Annotated in this window: 24 protein-coding genes; 10 read left to right on the forward strand and 14 right to left on the reverse strand. The window is 71.9% G+C overall.

Annotated features, from left to right (window positions below):
- Nucleotides 1-11: 11 nt before the first annotated feature.
- Genes DRB96_RS06710 through DRB96_RS06725 form a run of 4 tightly spaced genes read left to right on the forward strand, consistent with a single transcriptional unit; the run spans nucleotide 12 to nucleotide 1,880 of the window.
- A complete protein-coding gene (locus DRB96_RS06710; RefSeq protein ID WP_112447588.1) occupies nucleotides 12-281 on the forward strand; it encodes an acyl carrier protein in 270 nt (89 codons plus the stop codon).
- On the forward strand, nucleotides 278-1,042 hold the full coding sequence (locus DRB96_RS06715) for a 3-oxoacyl-ACP reductase family protein (protein WP_112447589.1): 765 nt from the start codon (nucleotides 278-280) through the stop codon (nucleotides 1,040-1,042). The genes DRB96_RS06710 and DRB96_RS06715 overlap by 4 nt, the downstream gene beginning before the upstream one ends.
- Complete coding sequence (locus tag DRB96_RS06720) at nucleotides 1,042-1,431, forward strand: SchA/CurD-like domain-containing protein (protein ID WP_112447590.1); 390 nt, start codon at nucleotides 1,042-1,044, stop codon at nucleotides 1,429-1,431. Before DRB96_RS06715 ends, DRB96_RS06720 begins: the two co-directional genes overlap by 1 nt.
- Nucleotides 1,428-1,880, forward strand: coding sequence for a DUF1772 domain-containing protein (locus tag DRB96_RS06725; RefSeq protein WP_112447591.1), 453 nt, complete (start codon nucleotides 1,428-1,430; stop codon nucleotides 1,878-1,880). Before DRB96_RS06720 ends, DRB96_RS06725 begins: the two co-directional genes overlap by 4 nt.
- Before the next feature lie 265 nt (nucleotides 1,881-2,145).
- On the opposite strand, the gene DRB96_RS06730 is transcribed toward DRB96_RS06725, so the two are convergent.
- From DRB96_RS06730 to DRB96_RS06785, 12 genes are all read right to left on the reverse strand, one after another.
- Nucleotides 2,146-2,457 (reverse strand): antibiotic biosynthesis monooxygenase family protein, encoded by a 312-nt coding sequence (locus DRB96_RS06730; RefSeq protein ID WP_112447592.1) that lies wholly within the window; start codon nucleotides 2,455-2,457, stop codon nucleotides 2,146-2,148.
- Nucleotides 2,454-4,106 (reverse strand): FAD-dependent monooxygenase, encoded by a 1,653-nt coding sequence (locus tag DRB96_RS06735; protein WP_112447593.1) that lies wholly within the window; start codon nucleotides 4,104-4,106, stop codon nucleotides 2,454-2,456. The genes DRB96_RS06730 and DRB96_RS06735 overlap by 4 nt, the downstream gene beginning before the upstream one ends.
- Before the next feature lie 13 nt (nucleotides 4,107-4,119).
- Nucleotides 4,120-4,986, reverse strand: a complete 867-nt coding sequence (locus DRB96_RS06740) for an NAD(P)-dependent oxidoreductase (protein ID WP_112447594.1) — start codon at nucleotides 4,984-4,986, stop codon at nucleotides 4,120-4,122.
- A gap of 83 nt (nucleotides 4,987-5,069) precedes the next feature.
- Complete coding sequence (locus DRB96_RS06745; RefSeq protein WP_112447595.1) at nucleotides 5,070-5,381, reverse strand: antibiotic biosynthesis monooxygenase family protein; 312 nt, start codon at nucleotides 5,379-5,381, stop codon at nucleotides 5,070-5,072.
- A complete protein-coding gene (locus DRB96_RS06750) occupies nucleotides 5,371-5,703 on the reverse strand; it encodes an antibiotic biosynthesis monooxygenase family protein (protein ID WP_112447596.1) in 333 nt (110 codons plus the stop codon). Before DRB96_RS06750 ends, DRB96_RS06745 begins: the two co-directional genes overlap by 11 nt.
- Nucleotides 5,703-6,458, reverse strand: a complete 756-nt coding sequence (locus DRB96_RS06755) for an SDR family oxidoreductase (protein ID WP_112447597.1) — start codon at nucleotides 6,456-6,458, stop codon at nucleotides 5,703-5,705. The genes DRB96_RS06750 and DRB96_RS06755 overlap by 1 nt, the downstream gene beginning before the upstream one ends.
- 58 nt (nucleotides 6,459-6,516) lie before the next feature.
- Nucleotides 6,517-6,978 (reverse strand): anthrone oxygenase family protein, encoded by a 462-nt coding sequence (locus DRB96_RS06760; RefSeq protein ID WP_112447598.1) that lies wholly within the window; start codon nucleotides 6,976-6,978, stop codon nucleotides 6,517-6,519.
- A gap of 10 nt (nucleotides 6,979-6,988) precedes the next feature.
- Nucleotides 6,989-7,456 (reverse strand): SRPBCC family protein, encoded by a 468-nt coding sequence (locus DRB96_RS06765; RefSeq protein WP_112447599.1) that lies wholly within the window; start codon nucleotides 7,454-7,456, stop codon nucleotides 6,989-6,991.
- A 77-nt stretch (nucleotides 7,457-7,533) separates the two neighbouring features.
- A complete protein-coding gene (locus DRB96_RS06770) occupies nucleotides 7,534-8,766 on the reverse strand; it encodes a ketosynthase chain-length factor (RefSeq protein WP_162688489.1) in 1,233 nt (410 codons plus the stop codon).
- Complete coding sequence (locus DRB96_RS06775; RefSeq protein ID WP_112447600.1) at nucleotides 8,767-10,050, reverse strand: beta-ketoacyl-[acyl-carrier-protein] synthase family protein; 1,284 nt, start codon at nucleotides 10,048-10,050, stop codon at nucleotides 8,767-8,769. It lies immediately after the preceding gene.
- Complete coding sequence (locus DRB96_RS06780; RefSeq protein WP_112447601.1) at nucleotides 10,047-10,481, reverse strand: cupin domain-containing protein; 435 nt, start codon at nucleotides 10,479-10,481, stop codon at nucleotides 10,047-10,049. Before DRB96_RS06780 ends, DRB96_RS06775 begins: the two co-directional genes overlap by 4 nt.
- Nucleotides 10,478-10,813: a TcmI family type II polyketide cyclase gene (locus tag DRB96_RS06785; protein WP_112447602.1), complete on the reverse strand. Its 336-nt coding sequence runs from the start codon at nucleotides 10,811-10,813 to the stop codon at nucleotides 10,478-10,480. Before DRB96_RS06785 ends, DRB96_RS06780 begins: the two co-directional genes overlap by 4 nt.
- A gap of 167 nt (nucleotides 10,814-10,980) precedes the next feature.
- Between DRB96_RS06785 and DRB96_RS06790 the strand changes: the two genes are divergently transcribed.
- Entirely contained in the window at nucleotides 10,981-11,364 is a 384-nt protein-coding gene (locus DRB96_RS06790) for a SchA/CurD-like domain-containing protein (RefSeq protein WP_112447603.1), read from the forward strand.
- A gap of 81 nt (nucleotides 11,365-11,445) precedes the next feature.
- Here the strand turns inward: DRB96_RS06790 and DRB96_RS06795 are convergent, their stop codons facing one another.
- The gene (locus DRB96_RS06795; RefSeq protein ID WP_162688488.1) at nucleotides 11,446-12,936 is read right to left on the reverse strand and encodes an MFS transporter; all 1,491 of its coding nucleotides are present in this window, start codon (nucleotides 12,934-12,936) and stop codon (nucleotides 11,446-11,448) included.
- Nucleotides 12,937-13,174: 238 nt separating this feature from the next.
- Here DRB96_RS06795 and DRB96_RS06800 point away from each other — a divergent pair, with 238 nt between their 5' ends.
- From DRB96_RS06800 to DRB96_RS06810, 3 genes are read left to right on the forward strand one after another with little or no spacing between them, the layout of a single operon-like run.
- Nucleotides 13,175-15,010 (forward strand): asparagine synthase-related protein, encoded by a 1,836-nt coding sequence (locus DRB96_RS06800; RefSeq protein ID WP_112447605.1) that lies wholly within the window; start codon nucleotides 13,175-13,177, stop codon nucleotides 15,008-15,010.
- Nucleotides 15,007-16,203: a Xaa-Pro peptidase family protein gene (locus DRB96_RS06805; protein ID WP_239516040.1), complete on the forward strand. Its 1,197-nt coding sequence runs from the start codon at nucleotides 15,007-15,009 to the stop codon at nucleotides 16,201-16,203. The genes DRB96_RS06800 and DRB96_RS06805 overlap by 4 nt, the downstream gene beginning before the upstream one ends.
- Before the next feature lie 8 nt (nucleotides 16,204-16,211).
- A complete protein-coding gene (locus tag DRB96_RS06810; protein ID WP_112447606.1) occupies nucleotides 16,212-17,795 on the forward strand; it encodes a multicopper oxidase family protein in 1,584 nt (527 codons plus the stop codon).
- A gap of 97 nt (nucleotides 17,796-17,892) precedes the next feature.
- Here DRB96_RS06810 and DRB96_RS45840 read toward each other — a convergent pair whose 3' ends face one another.
- The gene (locus tag DRB96_RS45840) at nucleotides 17,893-19,530 is read right to left on the reverse strand and encodes an FAD-dependent oxidoreductase (RefSeq protein WP_162688487.1); all 1,638 of its coding nucleotides are present in this window, start codon (nucleotides 19,528-19,530) and stop codon (nucleotides 17,893-17,895) included.
- Nucleotides 19,531-19,676: 146 nt separating this feature from the next.
- Between DRB96_RS45840 and asnB the strand changes: the two genes are divergently transcribed.
- Complete coding sequence (gene asnB / locus DRB96_RS06820; RefSeq protein ID WP_112447608.1) at nucleotides 19,677-21,527, forward strand: asparagine synthase (glutamine-hydrolyzing); 1,851 nt, start codon at nucleotides 19,677-19,679, stop codon at nucleotides 21,525-21,527.
- A complete protein-coding gene (locus tag DRB96_RS06825; RefSeq protein WP_112447609.1) occupies nucleotides 21,527-22,483 on the forward strand; it encodes a DUF6410 domain-containing protein in 957 nt (318 codons plus the stop codon). Before asnB ends, DRB96_RS06825 begins: the two co-directional genes overlap by 1 nt.
- Nucleotides 22,484-22,493: the final 10 nt, after the last annotated feature.

Genomic DNA, 22,493 nt, shown 5'->3' on the forward strand with positions numbered 1-22,493 from the left:
GAGGAATCATCGTGAGCGACATAACCCTGTCCGAACTCGGTGAGCTGCTGCTCGAGTGCGTCGGAGCGCCGGAGGAGGGAATGGCGTTCGAGGGCGATGAGGCCCTGGACACCCCGTTCCTCGAGTTCGGCTACGACTCCCTCGCCCTGCTTCAGGTCACCAGCGTGATCAACCGTACGTACGGCATCGTGCTGAACGACGACGCGGTCGCGGAGGCGGAGACCCCCCGCCTGCTGCTCGCACTGATCCGTACGGCTCCGCGGGCCGGAGCCGTACGGTGACCGACGCTCTTTCGGGTCCCGCCGGCTTCGCCGGCAAGCGGGTCGTCGTCACCGGCGCCACCCGCGGCATCGGCCGGGCGACGGCTCTCGCCTTCGCCCGGTCCGGTGCCCGGCTCGTCGTCTCGTACCGCAGCGACGGCGAGCTGGCCAAGGCACTGGGCGTCGAGCTGGAGCAGCTCGGCGCCGAGTTCGAGCTCGTCCAGGCCGATCTGACCACGCGCGAAGGCGCCGGACTGCTGGCCGCCACGGCCACGGAGCGGTTCGGCGGGGTCGACGTGCTGGTCAACAACCTCGGGGTCGACGGGCACGTGCCCTTCGGCAAGCTCTCCGAGGCGGAGTGGCACCGCGTGCTGGACCACAACGCCACGTCGGCGTACCTGGTGACGCAGGCGGTGCTGGAAACCATGGGGGACGCCGCCGCGGGCGGTGCGATCGTGAACATCGGCGCCTCGGTGGCCCTGCGGGGCCGGCCGTTCGGCGTCCACTACAGCACCTCCAAGGCCGCCCTGGTCGGGTTCACGCGCGCGCTCGCCAAGGAGCTCGGGCCGCGCGGGATCAGGGTCAACCTGGTCGCGCCCGGGGTCACCGAGACGGAACCGGGCGGCGGAATGCCCCCGCCGCTCGTCGCCAAGCTCACCGCGCTGACCGCGCTGGGGCGCCTCGGGCAACCGGAGGACGTGGCGGGGGCGGTGCTCTACCTCGCCGGGGACTCGGCCTCGTACGTCACCGGCACCACGATCGAAGTCGACGGAGGAATCTGATGCCCTACGCAGCCATCACGTACAAGGTCAAGCCCGGCCACGAGGACGAGATCGCGGCGATCTTCGCGGCGTTCGAGCGGGTCGACACACCCGACTTCGCGGGGGAGACCGGGGACGCGGCCGGCCGGCTGCTCGGCACCGCGGTGTTCGTCAAGGACGAGAACATCGTCCGGGTCATCCACTACGAAGGCGACTTCGCGGCGGTCGGCCGGCACATGTCCACGCAGAAGGGCGTCCACGTCCTGGAGGAGAAGCTGGCGCCGTTCCTCGCGGAGCAGCGGGACACCGCCGCGCCGCAGGACTTCGCGGAGTACTTCCGCAAGGCGATCATGCGCAGTGTCCAGCAGCTGACCGTCGACACCCACCCCGTGGGTGCCCCGGCGTCATGATCGAGGCGTTGGGCGTGGCGGCCCTGCTCGGCAGCGGCGTCACCGCGGGAGTGCTCTTCGCCGTCGCGCTGAGCGTCGTACCGGCGCTCTCCGCGATGCCGGCCGGCACGTACATCTACGCGCACAAGCTGCTGGGCCGGAACTGGGATCCCACGATGCCGGTCATCGTGCTCGGCAGCACCCTGGTCAACGGCGTGCTGGCCGTGCTGGCGGACGGCTCGGCGCGGCTGCTCTTCGGGGCCGCGGCCGTGCTGCTGCTGGGGGTCTCGGGGGTCTCCCACCTCTGCAACGTGCCGATCAACCGCCGGGTCAAGTCGATCACCGACGAGTCCGCGATCCCCTCGGACTGGGAGGACCCGCGCCCCTTGTGGCGGAGCTACCACCACCTGCGGACGGTTCTGGCCGTCCTGGCGCTGCTCGTCACGTCGGCGGGGGTGACTACGCTCTGACCGGCCGCGCCCCTCAGCGCACCGTGCCGGGAGGCCGGCCCCGTACCCACGGGGCCGGCCTCCCGGTGTTCGGCCCTCCCTGCGTCCGGAGAGTGCGCACCGCGCGGCCCGCAGGGCCCGTCCCGTACGGCGGGCCGGACAGCACGATGCCCCTGCGGTGGCGGCCTTCGACGGGCGAAGGCCGCGCAGGGGCAACCGATACGGGACCACCCGGCAGCCTGGGGAGAGGCTGCCGGGTGGTCCTTGCGTGCGGTGCGGGCCGCCGTCAGGCAGCCGACGCGGGGACGATGTGGCGGACGATCTCCGTCACGTTCATGCCGCCGCCCTTGCGGTACGGCTTCAGCCGCTGGCGGTGGACGACGTGGCGGGCGCTCAGCTCGAAGGCGCGGAACCGCGGTTCGTCCTCCCAGTCCGTGAGGACCCAGTAGACGCCCTCGTCCTCCGTGTCGCGCACCAGCGTCTGGCCGAGGTTCGCCGGCTCGCGGGAGATCGACTCGCCGATCTCCGACCAGGTCTGCTCGAAGTCCCGGGCCAGCTCGGGGAAGATCTCCATACGCAGGATCACTCGGTGGGTCATCGCTCCTCATGCCTTCCCAGCAGGCGCTCCATCGCGGAGCGCAGCGTGTTGCGGGTGAATACCGGGGCGTCGCCGCAACGCCAGGCGACCACCCCGTCGGGCCGTACCAGGACCGCACCCTGGGCGGTCACCCCGTACAGCTCCGGCCAGCGGTCGTCGAGGTCGGTCAGTTCCGAGCCGACTCCGTACACCGCCAGCGGTACGCCCAGTTCGTGCGAGACCGCGCGGGCCGCGTCCAGCCACGGGCCGTTGACGGGGCCCGTGAGCAGCACCGGCCGGTCCCCGAACAGGTCCAGGGCGGAGATCTCCGAGCCGCCCTTCAGCAGGCGCAGGTGCGGCGCCCGGCTGCCGGGCCGGCCGTGGTTCTGCGCGGACCACACCCCGTGCCCCGCCGGCATGCCCTCGTCCCAGGGCGTCACCGCGGAGGAGCTGTACCGCCAGGAGAGCCAGACCAGGGCGTCCTCGACGATGTCGGGGTGCGCGGGCTCCTGTTCGCGGCCGTCCAGGCGCACCCGGTCCTTCGATCGCAGCACCGCCTGCTCGACCGTCGCGGCGGAGACCGGGCGGCGCTCCTCGTCGTAGCTGTCCAGCAGGGCCGGGTCGGCCCAGCCGTCGATGACGGCGGAGAGCTTCCAGGCCAGGTTGTGGGCGTCCTGGATGCCCGTACTGGAACCGAAACCGCCGCTGGGCGGCATCACGTGCGCCGCGTCCCCGACCAGGAAGACCCGGCCGCCGCGGAACGAGGAGGCCGTGCGGGCCGCGCTCTCCCACGGGGAGGCGGAGAGGATCTCGGGCGCGAGGCCGGGGACACCGGCCGCCGCGCGGACCAGGTCCGCGCACCGCTGCGGGGTGAAGGACTCCAGCGGCTCCGACTCCGGGTCGTACACGAGGTGCAGCAGCCACTCGTCGGTGTTGTTGAGGGGCATCAGCGCGCCCCGCACTTGCTCGTTGAACACGTAGCACATCAGGAAGCGGCGGCCGGCGAACTGCTCGGTCAGGTCGGCGCGGAAGTGCACGTTCACGTAGTGGCCGAGCACCTCCCCGTCGAAGGGGATCCCCAGGGACTGGCGGACCCCGCTGTGGGCGCCGTCCGCCGCGACGAGGTAGCGGGCCTTGATCTCCCGCTCGGCGCCGGTGGCGCGGTCCCTGACGTACGCGGTGACCTCCTCGCCCTCGGGCCCCTCCTGATCGACGGAGAGCAGCTCGGTGTTGAACCGCAAGGCCACGCCGAGCCGCTCGGCGCGTCCCCGCAGCACGTCCTCCAGCTCGCCCTGGTGGCACAGCGCCCAGCCCGTCGGCGACAGCAGGCCGATGTCGGCCTGCACGTCCATGACGTACTTCTCGTCGAGCGTTCCGAGTTCCGGCCCGGCCAGTGAACCGGCCGTCACCACCCCGGAGTTCCCGGCGAGAAGGCGCGCCGAGGGCATGGCCCTGATCTCCTGCTCGACACCGGCCGAGCGCATCAGCTCCATGGCCCGCGGATGGACCCCGCGGGCGCGCGGGTGCCCGGAGAGCTCGGGCTGCCGCTCGACGAGCAGGCAGTCCACCCCCTGCTGGGCGAGGAAGACGGCAGTGGACAGCCCTGCCAGCCCCCCGCCGACCACGAGGACGTCGACGTTCCGGAGCGTGCTCCGGGTGGTACTCAGCACAGCCTCACACTCCCTACTGCGGTTGGTATTCCACGAGCACGGACGCGTCCTTGTCGCCGTCGCCCGCGGCGATCACGGCCGCGTACCGCTTCCGTACGACGTCCAGTACGGGCAGCTCTGCACCGAGCGCGGCCGCCGCCTCCTGCGCGATCCGGATGTCCTTCTCCATCAGCTCGGAGCGGAAGAAGGCCGGCTCGTAGGAGCGCTTGAGCATCAGATCGGCGCGGAAGCGCATCACCAGGGAGCTGAAGCCGCTGCCGGCGATCGCGCTGATCAGCTGGTCGCGGTCGAGGCCCGCGGCCACGCCGTAGCCGACGGACTCGGCGAGCGAGGCGACCTGCGCGCCGAGCAGGAGGTTGAGGATCAGCTTCATGGCGGCCGCGTTGCCCGGGGCCCCGACGTGCGTGACCTCGCTGCCTATCGCCTCCAGGACCGGGCGGGCGTCGTAGAGGTCCGCCGGGTCGCCGGAGACGTACACGCGCAACTGGCCCTTGCGGGCCTGGAGCGGGTTGCCGACGACACAGGCCTCGACGCGGCGCAGGCCCTTGTCCGCCAGGCGGACGGCGGCCTCGCGGGCGTAGCCCGGCGAGACCGTCGAGGTGTCGACGACGATGGTGCCGGGGGCCAGTACGGGCACCACCCGGCCGAACAGGATCTCCTCGACCGCCTTCTCGTCGGAGAGGCTCAGCACGACGATGTCGTGTCCGGCGGCGGCGCGCTCGGGTGCGTCGGCGAGCTTGGCACCCGCCTCGACGAGTCCGGCCGCCTTGGAGGCGGTCCGGTTGTAGACGGTCAGGGCGTACCCGGACTCCACCAGGCGGCCGGCCATGCCGCCGCCCATGTTGCCCAGGCCGATGAAGGCCAACTGTCGGTTGGTCATGGGAGGTTCTCTTTCGTTTCCGGGCCGGCTGCCGGTTCGGGAGTCCGGGGCGAGCGGCGTCGAGGGGTACGGCCGTGAAGCCGTCAGTACGCCGCGTCGACCTCGTAGAGGGCGAAGGGGGCGCTCGTACGGTTGTCGCGGAACGGCCGCAGCGGGGCGGTGTCCTCGCGGTGCTCCGCCCCCTCCTCCCAGACCTGGAAGGCGGCCATGGACTCCCAGCGGCTGACCACGACGAGCGCGGTCGGGTCGCCGGGGGACCTCAGCAGCTCGTTGCCGAGCATGCCGGGAACCCCCGCGAGCCGCTTGCTGACCAGGTGGTAGGCGTCCCGTACGGCGGCCAGCTGCTCCTCGTCGAAGGCCGCCTGGTAGACCAGGACCCTCACCTCACCGGGCATCGGCCGCAGCCTTGCCCTCGATGGTGGTGAGCACCTCCATGACGTGGAAGGAGCCGCCCTTGCGGAAGGGGTGCAGGGTCGCCCGGTGTTCGAGGTGTGCGGGGCTCTCCTCGAACTCGCGGAAACGCGGCTCGTCCGTCCAGTCGCTGATGATCACGAAGATCGTCTTGTCGCCGGCCGTGCGGGCGTCCTCGCGGGCGAGGGACTGGCCGAGGTTCGCCGGGTGACCGGTGACCGCATCGGTGCCCTCGTGCCAGGCCTTCTCGAAGTCGGCCTCCTTGCCGGGCTCGATCTCCATGCGGAGCATCACGCGGAAGGCCATCAGGAGATACCTCCGTCGACACCGATCGTGTTGCCGGTGACGTAGCGGGACAGGTCGCTGGCGAGCCACAGGATGGCGCCGGCCACCTCGTCGGGGGTGCCGAGCCGGCCCAGGGCGGTCTTCGCGCCGTACCGCTCCGACATCAGCTTCTGCTGGTCGGCCGGCATCGCGAAGAAGTTCTCGGTCTCGATGACGCCGAGCGCGACCACGTTGAAGCGGATGCCCTGCGGGCCGAACTCCTTGGCCAGCGAGCGGTTCAGGCCCACGAGCGCGGCCTTCGTGGTGGTGTAGTGCGCGCGCAGCGGGATGCCGGCGTCGACGGCGCGGGAGCCGATCGAGACGACGGAGGAGCCCTCGCCGAGCAGCGGCAGCGCGTTCTGGATGACCAGGTGGGCGCCGGTGATGTTGGTGGCGAGGATCCGGTTCCACTCGTCGAGCGGGAGGTCCTTGTACGGGACGTGGCTGATGGCGCCGGCGTTGTTGACCAGGAGGTCCAGGCGGCCGCCGGTCAGCTCGCCGACCTGCCGGAGCAGGCCCGCGATCTCCTCGGGCTGGGAGAGGTCGGCGCGCAGCACGTGGTGGGTGCCGCCGATCTCCTTCAGCTCGTTCTCCAGGGAGGTGACGAAGTCGCTTTCGCGCTGGTAGCAGGTGATGACGTCGACACCGGCGTGGGCGAGCGCCAGAACGACGCCTCGGCCGACACCGCGGGTGCCGCCGGTGACCAGGGCCTTCTTGCCCCGGAGTTCGAGGTCCATGGGTGTTCCTCCGTGAAGTTGCGTATCGAGGGAAAGCGGTGCGGCGGAGCGGGACGCCTCAGAGCAGGAAGCCCAGCGCCGTGCAGTTCAAGGCGAGCGCGGCGATGGTCAGCCAGCTGCGCCGGCGGTTCCAGGCACCCCAGACCTTGCGGGGGTCGCGCTCGGCGAAGTCGCCGGGCAGGTTGTCCGGGTCGAGGGTGCGCATCCACCGGTTGACCGGGACGTTCTTGATGACCGAGATGGCGGCCGTGACCAGGGCGAGCAGCGCCGCCGCGGCGAACAGGGTCCGTGCCCCGGCCACCGGCGCGCCGATCGCCAGCGCCACGTCACAGGCGATCGTGCCGACCAGGCAGATGGGCATCGCCGGGTCGTAGCGCGTTCCGAAGAACGCGTGCGCGTTGACGTAGCGGTCGGCGGGCAGCGAGGCCAGGTAGGGGAAGCCGCCGAGCTGGGTGCCGAAGAGGACTCCGGCGGCCAGCCCGTTGAGCAGCAGGACCAGCGGAGCGATGAAGGTCAGCACCGTCGGCTCCTCAGCGGACGAGGGCGCGGGCCTGGGCTTCGACCCGTTCCTTGATGAGGTCCATCTGGATCTTGGTGTTGCGGTTCAGGTACTCCGTCATGGCGTTGTCCGTGGCCGGGGCCTCGGGCTTCATGTGGAAGTCCTGGATCCAGCGCATCCGCACGCCGCCCGAGGGCTCCTGCGTGTACTCCCACGTGATGTGCATGTAGTCGAACGGGCCGGTCTCCACGCGCTGGGCAGAAACCGTGCGGGCCGCGGCGTCACCGGTGCGGCGCGAGACCCAGCTCCAGACGTTGCCGTCCTCGTCCGGGTGCATGGTCAGGCGGAAGACGATGGTGTCGTCGCCCTCCCGCTCGATCACCTCGGCGCTGGCGTACTCGCTGAACAGGTTCGGCCAGTTCGGGACGTCGTTGGTGATGTCCCAGACGACGTCCATGGGGGCGTCGATGACGATGAAGTTGTCGGTGTGTCCAGCCACGGTTCCGTGCTCCTCTGTGGTGTCTGCTCGGTTCGTGTCTTCAGGCGTGTCGGCCGTGTGGGGGGAGGTGCGCCGGGTCAGCGACCGAGGACGAGAGCGGAGGTGAAGCCTCCGTGACCGCGGGCCAGAACCAGTGCGTGGCGCAGGGGCTGCTCCCGGGGGGCTCCCGTGACCAGGTCGATCTCGAAGCCGGGTGCGAGCGTGCGGACGTGGGGGGTGTGGGGGATCACGCCCTCGCGCAGCGACAGCAGGGCGGTGGCGACGTCGAGCGGCGCGCCTCCGCCGTACAGCCGGCCGGTGAGCGTCTTCGGCGCGGTGACCGGGACGCCCCGGGGGCCGAAGATCGCGGTGATGGTGCGCGCCTCGTCGAGGTCGTCGGCGGGGACGCCCGCGGCGTCGGCGAAGACGACGTCGATGTCGGCCGGGGTGAGGCCGGCGTCGGCGATGGCGGCCTCGGCCGTGCGGCGCAGTGCGCGCGGCCGCTCGGACTCGGGCGCCGGGTCGAAGCCCGAGGCGTAGCCGAGGACCCGCCCGTAGGCGGTGGCGCCGCGCTCGTCGGCGGCCTCGGCGCTCTCCAGTACGAGGATCGCGCCGCCCTCTCCGGGCAGGTAGCCGGAGGCGTCGGCGTCGAACGGCACGTAGGCGCGCTCCGGGTCGGGGACCCGGGAGAGCTTGCCGTTGGTCAGCTGCGCGGTCAGGGCGTACGGGCACAGCGAGGCGTCCGTACCGCCGGTGACCACGAGCCGGGAACCCTTGCGGGTCAGGCGCCGGGCCTGGCCGATGGCGTCGAGTCCGCCGGCCTGCTCGCCCGCGAGCACTCCGCACGGGCCGCGCATCTTGTGCTTGATGGACACCTGGCCGGTGGTCGCCGCGTAGAACCAGGCGATCGACTGGTAGGCGCCGACCCAGCCCGGGTCGTTCTGGTAGAGCGCGGTCATCTCCTTCTGGCCGAACTCCGTGCCACCGGAGGACGAGGAGGTGACGACGGCCATCTCGTACTCGGGGATGGCGCCCAGATCGGCGCCCGAGTCCTCGAGGGCCGCCTCGCTGGCGGCCAGTGCGAGATGGGTCCAGTGGTCGGTCTGCGAGATGAGCCGGTTCGGCTTGACGGAGTCCTGGGCGCTGAAGCCCGGTACCTGTCCGGCGTGCTGGACCGGGTAGCTCGACGGGTCGAACCGGCCGATCCGACCGATCCCCGACTTCCCGGCGAGCACCGAGGCCCAGTGGGCCTCGACGCCGACACCGGTGGGAGCGAAGATCCCGAGTCCGGTGATCACCGGGGGGCGGTGGTCGGGGGAGGGGGCCATCATTCAGCTCCTTCCGGCCGCGGCCGCGGCGGAGCCGGGGCGCGCGAGCAGCATGGCCGTCTGGAAGCCGCCGAAGCCGCTGCCGACGGTGAGGACGACGTCCATGGAGTGGTCGCGGGCCGTGATCGGGACGTAGTCCAGATCGCAGAGCGGGTCCTTGGTCGTCAGGTTGGCGGTGGGCGGGACGACCTGCCGGTCGAGCGCCAGGGCGCTGGCCGCCACCTCGATGGAGCCGATGGCGCCCAGCGAGTGGCCGACCATCGACTTGATGGAGCTGACCGGGATGTCGTAGGCGTGGCTGCCCAGGCTCCGCTTGAACGCGGCCGTCTCGTGCCGGTCGTTCTGCAGGGTGCCCGAGCCGTGCGCGTTGATGTAGCCCACGGCGGTCGGGTCGATCTTGGCCTGGTTCAGGGCCACGCCGATGGCCTCGGCCATCTCGCGCCCGTCGGGCTTGAGACCGGTCATGTGGTACGCGTTGCTGCGCCCGGCGAAGCCGACGATCTCGGCGTAGATGCGGGCGCCGCGGGCGATGGCCGCCTCGCGCTCCTCGATGACCATGACGGCGGAGCCCTCGGCGAGCACGAAGCCGTCGCGCGTCCCGTCGAAGGGGCGCGACGCGTGCGCCGGGTCGTCGTTGTTCGCCGTGGTCGCCTTGATCGCGTCGAAACAGGCCGAGGTGATCGGCGAGATCGGCGCGTCGGTGGCGCCGGCGATGGCGACGTCCGCGGAGCCCTCCTCGATGAGCTGGACGGCGTGCCCGATGGAGTCCAGGCCCGAGGTGCAGCCGGTGGAGACCAGCGCGACCGGGCCCTCGGCCCCGACCTCCCAGGCGACCTCGGCCGCCAGGGTGGAGGGGATCATGTAGCCGTACAGGTGCGGGACGCCGTACTCGTGGTCGACGAGCCACTTGCGGCCGCTGTCGGAGAGGGTGACGTACTCCTCCTCCAGGCCCATCGTGCAGCCGACGGCCGAACCGATGGAGACCGTGAGCCGCTCGGGGGCCAGCGAGGAGAGCTGGATCCCGCTGTCCGCCACCGCCTCCCGGGCGGAGACGACGGCGAACTGCGCGGCGCGGTCCATCCGGCGGACCTGGCGCGGGGTCAGCCCCGAGGCGGCCGGGTCGAAGTCGACCTCGGCCGCGACCTGCGAGCGGAACGCGCCCGCGTTGAACAGGGAGATCCGCCGGGTGGCGGTGCGTCCCTCGGACAGCGTCCCCCAGAACGCCTCACGGCCCACCCCGCCCGGCACGACCGTGCCGATGCCGGTGATGACGGCCCGTCGGGTCACTTGGCACCGCCGACATCGGGGTTGGCCTGCTCGGGACGCTGGGCCACCTCGGTGTCGACGTGGCCGTACTCGGGGCTCGGCGCGAGCGGCGAGAGGTGGAAGGCGCAGCGGGCCGTGGTCTCGCCGACGTTGACCAGGCGGTGGCGCACGCCGATCGGGACCAGCAGCGAGTCGCCGGCGCCGAGGGTGAGCTTCTGGCCGTCGAGCGTCATCTCCAGCGTGCCGTCGACGACGTGCAGGAACTCCTCGGAGTACGGGTGGTAGTGCTCCGTGATCCAGTCGGCCGGGTCGAGGGTCATGACCCCGCCGAATCCGGAGGTGCAGCCCACGCTCTTGGGGCTGAGGGTGACGCGGATGTCACCGCCGCGCTTGGTGTTGGCCTCGACCTCGTCGGAAGCCACCTTCACGGTGCGGGAAATGGCGGTGGTCACTTGATCCGTCCTTCGTTCTTGGTCCAGATGTAGAAGGGGTCGGCCATCGCGTCCTTCGGCTCTTTCCAGTTCGGGTCGTACGGCTCGACGCACTCCGCGAGACGGGTGTTGATGTCGTCGTAGAGCGGGTGGCTGCGGGCGCGGTAGAGGTTCGCGTTGATGTCCTCGTCCGCCTCGACCAGGTGGAAGTACAGGCCGTGGAACTTGAAGAGGGTGCGGCGGGAGACGCCGATCATGTGCGGCAGCTCGGATTCGTCCGACTCGCCGAAGATCTTGGCGATGTCGTCCGTCTTCTCCGGCCGCAGCTTGGCGACGATCAAAGTGCGATGCACGGTGGGCCCTCCGAAGGGGTCGGTGGTTGCGAGGAAAGGTCTCACCGCGAACTGGAGGGTGGCTCGGCTTCCCCTCCAGCCCGGCTGGTGGGGAGAGTTCGAGCCAGGATCGAGCCGCGCCGGGTCCCCTGCCCGCGGACCGACCCACGACAGCGGAGGACCTTGCGATGGCATTCGCGGCGATCACGTACGACATCGAGCCGGGCTACGAGAAGGAGCTCACGGCGATCTTCCAGGACTTCAAGCGGGTGAGGAGCAGCCAGGTCAGGGACGAGTCGGGGCAGCAGGCCGGCACGCTGCTGGCGACGGCGGTCTTCCTCCGCGAGGACACGCTGGTGCGCGTCATCGAGTACACGGGCGAGCTGGACGCGGTCGCCCGCCACATGGCGACGCAGCCCGGCGTGCGCGATTTCGAGGCCAAGATCAAGCCGTACCTGAGCCGCCCGAGGGAGACGGACACGCCGGAGGGCTTCGTGGCGACCTTCCAGCGCAGCCTGCTGACCACGGTGGTGCAGTTCTCGAGCCGCGACGGGGTCCCGGCAGGGGCGTAGCGGAGCAACGAAAGAGGCGCGTGCCGGTCGTGAGGACGACCGGCACGCGCCTTCCCGCGCGCCCCGCGGGGCCGGGCGGGACTACCGCAAGGCGCTCTCCTTCGGCTCCGCGGGGCGCTGCGAGGACTCGCCCGCGGCCAGGTCCGGCTCGGCCGCGCGGGGGCGGGGGAGCGCGAACCGCAGGAGGGCCAGGGCCAGGACGTACATGACCAACTGGCCGGCCAGCGCCCAGGCGATCGCGGCCTGCGAGTACCCGGCCCCGCCCGCGATCCCGTAGAAGACCGTGCCCACGAGCGCGACCCCGGTGGCGCTGCCGACCTGGCCGAACGTGGAGAACACCCCGCTCGCCGAGCCGATCCCGCCGCGGGACATCGCGGACAGGGTGATGTTGTACAGCGGAGGGCTCAGCAGGCCCATGCCCACGCCGCACAGGACGAGGCCCGGCAGGATGTGCAGCGGGCGCAGCTCCGTGCCCCGGGTGACGGTCAGCCAGAGCAGCACCCCCGTGCCCGAGGCCAGCAGCAGCGCGCCGGCCTCCAGCATGGGCCGGCCCAGTTTCCCGGTCAGCGGGACCGAGGCCCCGGAGGCGACGGCCGCGGACAGCGCGAACGGCAGCAGCGTGAAGCCCGCCTCCTTCGCGCTGAAGCCGAGCCCGTCCTGCAGGTGCACCACGAACACCAGGAAGAAGGACGCGACCGCGCCCATCACCAGGAAGTTCACCGCCGCACCGGCCGGGAACGCCCGCCCCCGGAACAGCTCGGGCGCGAGCAGCGGCGTCCGCCCGGCCCGCTGCGCCCGCCGCTGCAACGGCGCCAGCAGCCCCAGCAGCACCGCGCCCGCGACGAACAGCGGGATCAGCCACAGCGGCCAGCCGATCTCACGCCCCTGCACCAGCGGGACCAGCAGCAGCAGCAGACCGGCGGTGGCCACCGCCACTCCCGCCAGATCCAGCTGCGCCCCCTTCGCCGCCCGCTCCACGGGCAGCCAGCGCGCCGCGAGCACCAGCGCGAGCGCGCCGATGGGCAGGTTGACGAGGAACACCGCGCGCCAGCCGAGGCCGAACAGGTCCGCGTGCGCGAGGAGTCCGCCCGCCACGGGACCGCCACAGGTCGCCGCCGCGATGACGGCGGCCTGCACCCCGAAGGCCGGGCCGCGCCGCTCCTTCGGGAACAGCAGCATGATCACCGGGGCGATCTGCGGGGCGAGGAGCGCCGCCGAGAACCCCTGCACCACACGGGCCGCGATGAGCGTGCCGGTGCCCGGGGCCGCCGCGCACAGCGCGGAGGCCGCGGTGAAGGCGACGATCCCCCACAGCACCAGCGGCCGCCGCCCGTAGGAGTCGCCGAGCCGGCCCGCGGTGACCAGCACGAGCGCGAAGGCCAGGCTGTATCCGGCGAGCATCCACTGCACGGCCGAGTCCGAGGCGCCGAGCCCGTCCTGGATGGAGGGCGCCGCGATGCTGACCACGGTCATGTCGAAGGTGTGCAGGAATCCTGCGAGCAGCACCGCGCCGAGCGCGAGCCAGGAGCTGCGCGGCACAGCGCTGTTCGCGCCTGTCGGGGGTCCGGTCACGGATTCACCCTCCTCTGGGTACGGGCGTACGGGCGTACGGGTGTACGGGGCGCGGGCCACGGGTCGTGCACGCGTCGGCGCACTCTCGGGTCCGGGCACCCAAGACCGCTCGAGGATCGTTCGGGCCCCGCCCGCGACCTGCGCGATCGACCGTCCCTCCAGTGCCGCGCGGTCGCGGCGCGACTGCGCCGCCGGATGCTGCCCGTACCAAAACCGACACATGAGGAGAGGTGGCAACGTGTCCGGTCTCGTTGGCTGGATCGACTTCGACAGGGACCTGCGCAGGCACCGGCCGGTTGCCACGGCGCTTGCCTCCACGCTGGCGCAGCGCGGCCCGGACGGCGAGGCGGTGTGGGTCGGGCAGCACGCCGCGCTCGGCGCCCGCCTGCTCACCGTGGACGGCGTGAAGGACGAGCAGCCGTACGTCGTGCGCGCGGGCGAGCATGAGATCGTCTCCGTCGTCACGGGCTGGCCGACCGGCACCGGGGCGATCCGCGCGGAGCTGGCCACGGCCGGCGTCACGCTGCCCGCCGACACCGGCCCCGCCGCCCTGGTGGCGTACGCCTACCGGGAGTGGGGCGCGGACTTCCTGGCGCGCCTGAACGGCTCCTGGGCGGTGGCGATCTGGGACGGCCGCACCGAGGAAGTGGTCCTCTCCCGCGACCACCTCGGCGGCCAGCCGCTGTACTGGACCCGCACCGCCACCGGCGTGGTGTTCGGCTCCGAGCGCAAGGTGCTCCTGGCCCACCCCGAGGTGGACCCGGTCGTCGACGCGGCCGGTCTGCGCGAGGCGGTCTCCCAGGCCCTGCCGCACGGCGGCATCTTCTCCGGCTTCGACCGGATCGGCGCCGCCGAGATCGCCCGCTACGGGCGCGGCGGCTGGCAGCGCGGCAAGTTCTGGGGCATCAGCACCCAGCCGCACACCGACGACTACGACACCACGGTCGCCAAGGTCCGCGAGATCCTCACGCGCAGCGTCGAGGACAACCTCACCGACGACCCCTCGCAGCTGCTGGTGATGCTCTCCGGCGGCATCGACTCCTCCGCCGTCGCCGGCCTCGCGGCCGATTCGCTGTCCCGCGCCGGCAAGGGCGCGCTGCGCACCTTCACCATCGGCTTCCAGCGCAGCGACTTCCAGGCCGATGTCATGCGCAGCACGCACGACACCCCGTTCGCCGAGGAGGTCGCCGGCCACATCGGCGCGAACCACACCCTCGTCGAGCTCGACACCGGCGACATCCTCGACCCGATCGTCCGGCTGGGCATGCTGAAGTCGAAGGACTTCCCGACCCGCCAGTACGACATGGACACCGCCCAGTACCTGACGGTGCAGCGCGCCGCGCAGGAGGGCTGCAAGGTCGTCTTCGCCGGCTACGGCGGCGACAAGTACTTCCAGGGCGCCACCTGGTACACGCACAAGGACCTCGTGCTGTCCGGCACCTTCCCGTGGGTCGCGCTCGCCCAGAAGCACGGCGCCGCCAACGGCTTCGGCACCGGGCTGTTCAACCAGGAGGCGCTGGCCGCGCTCGACTTCCAGACGTACTACAAGGACGTCTACGCGACCGCCGTCTCCGAGGTCGAGTACCTGCCGGAAGAGGACGAGTGGCAGCGCCACATGCGGCGCGTGGCCTACCTCATGAACACCCGGTTCGGCATCGACGCGGGCTCGTACTCCGCCGCCGGCCTCCAGCTCCGCACGCCGATCAACCACCCCGAGCTGGTGCAGTACGCGTACAACATCCCCAACGAGATGCACAACCGCCGCGGCATCGAGAAGGGCATCCTGCGGGCGGCCGTCGCCGACCTGATGCCCGAGTCGGTCCTCGACCGGCACCGCAGCGCGTCCCCGGTCTCCAACCACCCCGACTACCCCGCCGGGCTCCAGCGCGCGATCAAGGCGGTGCTCGCCGACCCGCAGGCGCCGGTGCGCCAGATCATGGACGTCGAGGCGGCCGCCGCGATCGCGTCCAGCCTGGAGCGGCTCACCAAGGACCGGATGGCCCGCGCGGACATCGAGATGATGCTCCAGCTCAACAACTGGCTGGACCACTACCGGGTGAGGCTGGCGCTGTGACCTCGCGCTCGGAACGCCTCGCCCGCCACATGGACGAGGCCGGGCTCGACGTGCTCGTCGCGACGTCCGCCGAGAACGTGCTGTACCTGACCGGGATCTCCAGCGTCGGCGGCCAGAACCACCCGTACAGCAGCAGGGCGCTCGCCGTGGTGACGCGCGAGCGCCCGGACGCGCCGTACTACGCCAGCTCGCGCAGCGACGTGGACCAGTTCCTCGACGCGACGACCGCCCTCAGCGGGGTCGTCGGCTACGGCACCTTCTTCCGGGAACTGCCGGACGGCATCGAACTCACCGACCGGGAAACGCGGTTCAAGGAGGTCGGGCACGACGCCGAACCGCCGCCGAACGCCCTGGCCGCCCTCGTGGGCATCCTCACCGGGGCGGGCCTGGCCAAGGCCCGGATCGGGATCGACGAGAACGCCGCGCCGCTCGGCTTCCTCGACCGGCTCGCCGAGGAGCTGCCGGGCAGCACGGTCCGCCCGGCCGGCGCCCTGCTCCAGCAGGTGCGCAAGGTCAAGACCGAGTCCGAGCTGCTGCGGATCGCCGAATCCGCGGCGGCCTCGGAGGCGGGCATCCGGGCGGCCGTCGCCATCGCCGCGGAGGGCGTCACCGAGCGGGATATGGTCAGGGAGTTCGAGACGGCGGTGGCCCGTGCGGGCGGCCGCCCCCGCTTCACCCTGATCAAGTTCGGCAGGGAGGCCGTCCTGGGCCAGACCCGACCGTCCGATGCCCCGCTGCGCCGGGGCGAGTCCATCTGGTTCGACGTCGGCTGCACGCACCGCGGCTACTGGTCCGACATCGCGCGCACCTTCAGCTTCGGCGAGCCCTCGGCGCGGCTGGTCTCCGTCTACGCGGCCATGCTGGCCGGAGAGCAGGCGGCCCTGGAGGGCGCCAAGCCCGGGATGACCGGCGGGGAGCTGTTCGACCTCACCGTCGACGCCGTCCGCGCGGCCGGGGTGCCGCACTACCGCAGGCAGCACGTCGGGCACGGCATCGGCGTGGAGATCTACGAACCCGTCCTCATCACGCCCGGCAACACGGACGTGATCGAGGAGGGAACCGTCGTCAACTCCGAGACGCCCTACTACGAGTTCGGCCTCGGCGGAGTCCACGTAGAGGACCCCTTCGTCGTCGACTCGGGCGGCAACCGGCTCCTGACCACGCTGGACCGCTCTCTCACCGTCATCGAATAGGAAGGTCCATGACTCCTCTCTCACGACGCGGGTTCCTGGGCGCCGTCGGCGTCACCTCCACCGGACTTGCGCTCCCCTTCGTCATCGGCCGGGACAACTCGGACGGCAAGAACGGCGAGGCAGCGAACCTCAAGTCCGCGGCGGCGGCGGCGATACCCGCCCACTTCACCCTGCCGTTCAAGACGCCCCAGGTGATCCAGCCGACCTCGTCGGTCGGCACCACCGACTACTTCGACGTCCGGGCGTACGCCACCACCGCGGAGATCCTTCCCGGTGTGCAGACGCCGATCTTCAGCTACAACGGAACCTTCCCGGGGCCGACCTTCAGCGTCCGCAAGGGCCGTACCGCCGTGGTGCGGACCAAGAACGACCTGCCGGTGCCCATCGTCACCCACCTGCACGGCGGGAAGACGCCCGCCGAGAGCGACGGCTATCCGACCGACTTCATCCTGCCCACCGCGGGCTGGGCCGCGAAGACGGGCGGCAGCGGCCACCACGCGGCGGCCGGCATGGCGATGGAGGGCACGACCGCCAACGGCAACCGGGACTACACGTACCCGAACGCCCAGCGGGCCTCCACCCTCTGGTACCACGACCACCGGATGGACTTCACGGGACCGCAGGTCTGGCGCGGCCTGGCCGGCTTCTACATAGTCCGGGACGACGAGGAGGAGGCGCTGCCGCTGCCCAAGGGCGCCCGCGACCTCCCCGTCATGATCATGGACAGGGCGTTCAACGCGGACGGCTCGCTGTCCTACCCGTCCATCGACCCGACGCTCAAGACCACCCCGGGCGTCACCGGCTCCGCGCACAACGGCATGACCGGCGACGTCATGCTCGTCAACGGCGTGCCGTGGCCGAAGCTGGACGTCCAGGGCGCCCGGTACCGGCTGCGGCTGCTCAACGGCTCCAACTCCCGCCGCTACCGCGTCAAGCTGAGCCCGGAGCCCTCCGGCTCCGACTCGTTCACCCTGATCGGCAGCGACGGCGGTCTGCTCGACAAGCCGCAGCAGATGGACTCGATCTACATGGTCCCCGGCGAGCGCTTCGACGTGATCGTCGACTTCGCCAAGTACGCGCCGGGCACCAAGGTCACCCTGAAGAACAGCCTGGGCGAGAGCGGTACCGACGAGATCATGCAGTTCGTCGTCGGCGCCAAGATCACCGACACCACGAGCGTCCCCGCGACGCTCTCCACCATCCAGCGGCTCGACCCGACGAAGGCCGTGCGCACCCGGTCCTTCCAGCTCGCCCGTGACTCCCAGAACGTCTACAAGATCAACGGTTTCCCGTTCAGCACCGACCGCAGCTGGGCCGATGTGAAGCGCGGGGACATCGAGATCTGGGAGTTCACCTCCACCACGCACCACCCGATCCACCTGCACCTGTCGCCCTTCCAGGTCTGGAAGCGCGGAAGCTCGACCACGGTCCAGCCGGAGGACGTCGGCTGGAAGGACACGGCACGGATGCAGCCGAACGAGAAGCTCAGCGTCCTCGTCCGCTTCGACGACTACACCGGCAAGTTCGTCTTCCACTGTCACAACCTCGAACACGAGGACATGGCGATGATGGCCAACTTCAACGTGACCTAGGACCCGGGTACGACAAGCGGGTACGACAAGCCGGGTACGACGAGTGGGGCCGCTGATCCCTTCGGATCAGCGGCCCCACTGCCGTCTCCCGCCGGCCTCAGCCGGCCCGCACCACCGCGGTCGCCAGCGCCTGCGCCACGGCCTGCGCGCGGTCCTGCGCCCGCTCGGGGGCGCCGGACGAGCGCCAGGCCACGAACCCGTCGGGGCGCACCAGCACCGCCCCGTCCGCCGTCACCGCGTACCGCTCGTACCAGCCGCGCTCGGAGAGGTCCTCCAGCTCCGTGCCGAAGCCGGCCGTGACCAGCCGCACCCCGGTCCGCTCCGAAGCCTCCGCGGCGGCCGCCCGCCAGTCGGTGCCGTCCGATCCGATGAGCAGGACGAACGAGGAGCCGTACACGTCCAGCACCGAACCGTTGCGGTCCTCGCCCCCCTCGCCGCCCCCGCGCAACAGCACCGGCACGTGCGGGGCCCGGGTGCCGGGCTCACCGCTCAGCTTCTCCGGCTCCCGGAACTGCGGCAGACCCGCCTCGGGCGCCACCGACGGATAGGAGTGTCCGAGCATCACCGCCAGCACCTCCACGGTGGCCTTGCGCTGCTCCTCCGTCGCCCGCCCGGAGCGCACCATCAGCCGGAGCTGCGCCTGCGCGATCGTCGCCTCCGCGACGGGCCGGCGCTCGGCGTCGTACGTGTCCAGCAGGCCCTCGCCGGCCTCGCCGCGCAGCACCGCCGCCAGCTTCCACGCCAGGTTGTGCGCGTCGTGGACACCGGTGTTGGCGCCGTAGCCGCCGATCGGCGGGATGACGTGCGCGGAGTCCCCGATCAGGAACGCGGAGCCGTCCCTGAACCGTTCGGCCGACAGGGCCGCCAGCTCCCAGGGCAGCACGCCGATGATCTCGACGTCGGCCGTCGGGTCGCCGATCGCGGAACGGACCAGCCGCACGCTCTCCTCGGTGGTGAAATCGTCCGGCGTCGCCCCCTCCTCCGGGTGGTACTGGAGGATCAGGGTGCCGCGTCCGAGGGTGTCGTCGTGGCCCAGGACGGCCCCGCTCAGCTCCTCGTTCTCGATCTGGCAGATGGAGAACCGGCGTCCGTCCAGCGGTCCTTCGAGGTCGGCGCGGAACAGGATGCTCACCTGGTGCTGGAGGGTGCCGCGGCCGGTGCGCCCGATCCCCAGCGCCTCGCGGACCGGGCTGCGCGCGCCGTCCGCGGCCACCAGCCAACGGGCCCGCAGCTGGCGCACCTCGTCCGTCGCGCGGTCCTTCAGCGTCGCGACGACCGGCCCCCCGGGCCCCTCGGGCCGGTCGAAGGAGACCAGCTCGGTCCCGAAGCGCAGATCCGCGCCGGCCCGGTCCGCCGCCTCGCGCACCAGCGGCTCCATGCGGTCCTGGCCCAGCGAGATCTGCCGGGACGGGGTCAGGGAGCTCAGGTCGCCGGGCTCCGGCAGCATCACCGCCTTCAGCTCCTTGCCCCGCAGCGACTCCACGGTCGCCTGGCGCCGGTGCCCCGCGTACCCCGCGGCGGCCTCCAGCACCGCCTCCTCGGCGCCCGCGGACCTGAACGCCTCCAGGGTCCGCGGGTACCACCCCCAGGCCCGGGGGTGGATCGAGGTCGAGGCGTGCCGTTCCACCAGCACGGCCCGCACCCCGTGGTGCCGGAGGAACAGCGCACAGCTCAGTCCGGTGATCCCTCCGCCCACGATCAGGACGTCCGTCAGCTCCTCGGGCTCCTTGCCCACGGCAGCTCTCCCTTCAGGTTCGCAAGCCGGGGCCTGGTACGGATCCGGCTCTACGGATGGTCGGCGCCGCTGCTGGAGAGGCTGTCCAGGGAAACTTGAGGTGGCCCGGTCAGCCTGTGGCTCCACTGTCGAAGGGAGTCCCTGCGGTGTCCGGAATAGCAGGATGGATCGACTACGAGCGCGACCTGCGGCGGGAACGGCCGACCCTGGTCGCCATGACCGCGGCCCTCGCCCAGCGCGGCCCGCTCGGGGAGCGCCTCTGGGTGTCCGAGACCGCCGCGATCGGCACCCGCTGGTCCGACGTCGCCGGAAACGGCGCCCCGGACCAGCCCTGGGTGTTCGAAGAAGACGGACGCACGGTGGTCACCGCCGCCGTCACCGGCGTTTTGCTGGAGCCCGAGCTGCTGCGGGCCGAGCTCGGCGTGACCGGGCCCTCGACCGACGCGGAGCTCGCCGGCCGCGCGTACCTGCGATGGGGCGAGCGTTTCGCCGAGCACCTCGACGGCGCCTTCGCCGTCGTCGTGTGGGACGCGCGCACCGCCGAACTGGTGGTGGCCCGCGACCGCATGGGCAACCAGCAGCTGTTCTACTACCGCCACGGCAGCGGCGTGCTGTTCGGCACCGAGCGCAAGGCGATCCTCGCGCACCCCGGAGTCGAGCCGGTCATCGACGCCGACGGCCTGCGCGAGCTGTTCTCGTACGCGGGCACCGCCGGCCACGGCATCCTCAAGGGCTTCCACCAGGTTCCGGCCGCCCACGTGCTGCGCCTGGGCAGCAAGGGCGAGACCTCGTACCGCTACTGGCAGCTCACCGCCGAAGAGCACCCGCACGACCAGGCGCAGACCATCGCCCACATCCGCAAGCTGCTGTCCGACTCGGTCCGCCGCAACCTCGGCGCGGGCGCCGTCCCCGGCGTCCTGCTCTCCGGCGGCATCGACTCCAGCGCGGTCACCGCGCTCGCCCACGAGGCGCTCGCCGAGCGCGGCGAGGGCCCGGTCCGCACCTTCACGGTCTCCTTCGGCGACGCCGGGGAGTTCAAGGAGGACGAGATCTGGGGCAGCCCCGACGCGCCGTTCGTCCAGTCCGTCGTCCGCCACCTCGGCGCCGAGCACACCGACCTGGTGCTCGACACCGCGGACATCATCGACCCGGCCGTCCGGGCCGCCGTCCTGCGCGCCAAGGACGTGCCGAGCCCGCTCGGCAACATGAACACCTCGCTGTACCTGCTCACCGGCGCCGTCCGCGAGCACGTCGGCGCGGTGCTCTCCGGCGAGATCGCCGACGCCGTCTTCGGCGGCTTCGCCTGGGTCCACAACAAGGAACTCGTCGAAGCGCCGACCCTCCCGTGGGTGGCCATGGCCCGCTTCGGCGGCGGCAGGCACGGCCTCGGCGGCGACCTCCTGGACCCGGCCCTGCTGGAGACGCTCGACCTCAACGGCTACTGCGGCGACGCCTACGCCGCCAGCATGGCCGAGGTCCCGCGCCTCGAAGGCGAGGAGGGCCAGACCCTGCGGATGCGGGAGATCACCTACTTCCACCTCACCCGCTGGCTGGAGACCCTGCTCAGCCACGACGAGTCCCTCGGCGCCGCCTCCGATCTCGGCACCCGGATGCCGTTCTGCGACTGGCGGCTGGTGCAGTACGCGTACAACGTGCCGTGGGCGCTCAAGAGCTTCGACGGCCGCGAGAAGTCCCTGCTGCGCGCCTCCGTCGCCGACCTGCTCCCGGAAGACGTCATCAACCGCGCCAAGAGCCCCTACCCGGTCACCCAGGACCCGGCCTACGGCCACGCCCTGTGCGAGGGCATGGCGGCGCTGCTCGCCGACCCGGCCGCGCCGGCCGCACCGCTCGCCAACGCCGCGGGCATCAAGGCCCTCATCGAGGACCCGTCCGTGCTCGACAGCGGCATGCGCGCCTGGGTCGCCCGCGCCAACGTCGAGATGCTGCTCGGCCTCAACGACTGGCTGCGCAGCTACGGCGTACGGGTGGAGCTCTGATGGCTGCCGCCTCCTCCGGGGCGCGGACCGCCCGCGGGGCCGCGACCGTCCTGGGCCGGGACGCGGGCCCGGGAGGCCGGATCGTCCGCGTCCTCGCGGGGGCCCTGGCCCTCACCCATCTGATCACCACCAAGGTTCCCGAGCGGAGCACCGGCGAGAACCTGGTCGCGGTCACCACCGCGGTCGGCATCGCCGTCGCCTTCACGGTCGCCCTCGCCCTGCTCAAGCCCCGGCTCACCAAGGGCATTTCACGCGGGCTGTCGGGCTGGCCCGGCGGTGCGCTGCTGCTGCTGCCGATGCTGATCTACCCGATCGGCGTGCTGCCGGACGGGCCCGCGCTGGGCGTCGCGCTCTACACCGAGCTCTCCGTGCTGATCGCGGGGCTGATCGGCTACGGCGGCCTCGAGCTGGCCGCCCTGCCGACACTGGCGCTCGGCTTCCGGCCGGTGCTGTACGGCCCGTTCAACGCCGTCGACCTCGCCGAGCGGGGTATGCGCAAGAGCCGGTACGGACGGGCCTCGCAGGCCGGTGGAGTGCTCGCGATCATCGGCCTCGGCTACTTCTGGACCGTGCCGCCGCTGGCCGCCGTACACGGCTCGGTCGGCGACGCCGTGTCCGGGCTGGGGGGTCTCGGCCCGGTCGCCGGTGCGCTGGTCATCGCCGCCGCCGCGCTGGTGGCCGTGCCCTTCAAGGGGCCGGCCCGGATCCGCCGGCTGCGTGCCGGAGCCCTCCTCCTGCTGGGCCTGGGCGGAGTGGTCGGGGCCCTCCCCGACGCGCTCTGGCCCGTCGTCATCCTGACCGGCCTGGTGGTCGGAGTCCTCCGGCTCAGCCGGGGCGCGCGGGACCGGAAGCCCGCCCTGCGGTCCATACCCGTACAGCCCGTGCCCGTCCAGCCCCCAACCGACCGGCCGGTGGCCGACCGTCCGACTGTCGAGACGTCTTCCACCGCCCGTTGAGACCGCCTGC

Origin of the sequence: Streptomyces sp. ICC1, from assembly GCF_003287935.1 — a bacterium.
GTDB classification, from domain to species: domain Bacteria; phylum Actinomycetota; class Actinomycetes; order Streptomycetales; family Streptomycetaceae; genus Streptomyces; species Streptomyces tritrimontium.

Excerpts from the sequence above, each read along its gene's own strand:
- DRB96_RS06825 (WP_112447609.1), top strand. The coding sequence starts at position 21,527 with ATGGCTGCCGCCTCCTCCGGGGCGCGGACCGCCCGCGGGGCCGCGACC.
- DRB96_RS06740 (WP_112447594.1), bottom strand. The coding sequence starts at position 4,986 with ATGACCAACCGACAGTTGGCCTTCATCGGCCTGGGCAACATGGGCGGC.
- DRB96_RS06730 (WP_112447592.1), bottom strand. The coding sequence starts at position 2,457 with ATGACCCACCGAGTGATCCTGCGTATGGAGATCTTCCCCGAGCTGGCC.
- DRB96_RS06770 (WP_162688489.1), bottom strand. The coding sequence starts at position 8,766 with ATGATGGCCCCCTCCCCCGACCACCGCCCCCCGGTGATCACCGGACTC.
- DRB96_RS06750 (WP_112447596.1), bottom strand. The coding sequence starts at position 5,703 with ATGGCCTTCCGCGTGATGCTCCGCATGGAGATCGAGCCCGGCAAGGAG.
- DRB96_RS06720 (WP_112447590.1), top strand. The coding sequence starts at position 1,042 with ATGCCCTACGCAGCCATCACGTACAAGGTCAAGCCCGGCCACGAGGAC.
- DRB96_RS06725 (WP_112447591.1), top strand. The coding sequence starts at position 1,428 with ATGATCGAGGCGTTGGGCGTGGCGGCCCTGCTCGGCAGCGGCGTCACC.
- DRB96_RS06790 (WP_112447603.1), top strand. The coding sequence starts at position 10,981 with ATGGCATTCGCGGCGATCACGTACGACATCGAGCCGGGCTACGAGAAG.
- DRB96_RS06745 (WP_112447595.1), bottom strand. The coding sequence starts at position 5,381 with ATGCCCGGTGAGGTGAGGGTCCTGGTCTACCAGGCGGCCTTCGACGAG.
- DRB96_RS06810 (WP_112447606.1), top strand. The coding sequence starts at position 16,212 with ATGACTCCTCTCTCACGACGCGGGTTCCTGGGCGCCGTCGGCGTCACC.
- DRB96_RS06755 (WP_112447597.1), bottom strand. The coding sequence starts at position 6,458 with ATGGACCTCGAACTCCGGGGCAAGAAGGCCCTGGTCACCGGCGGCACC.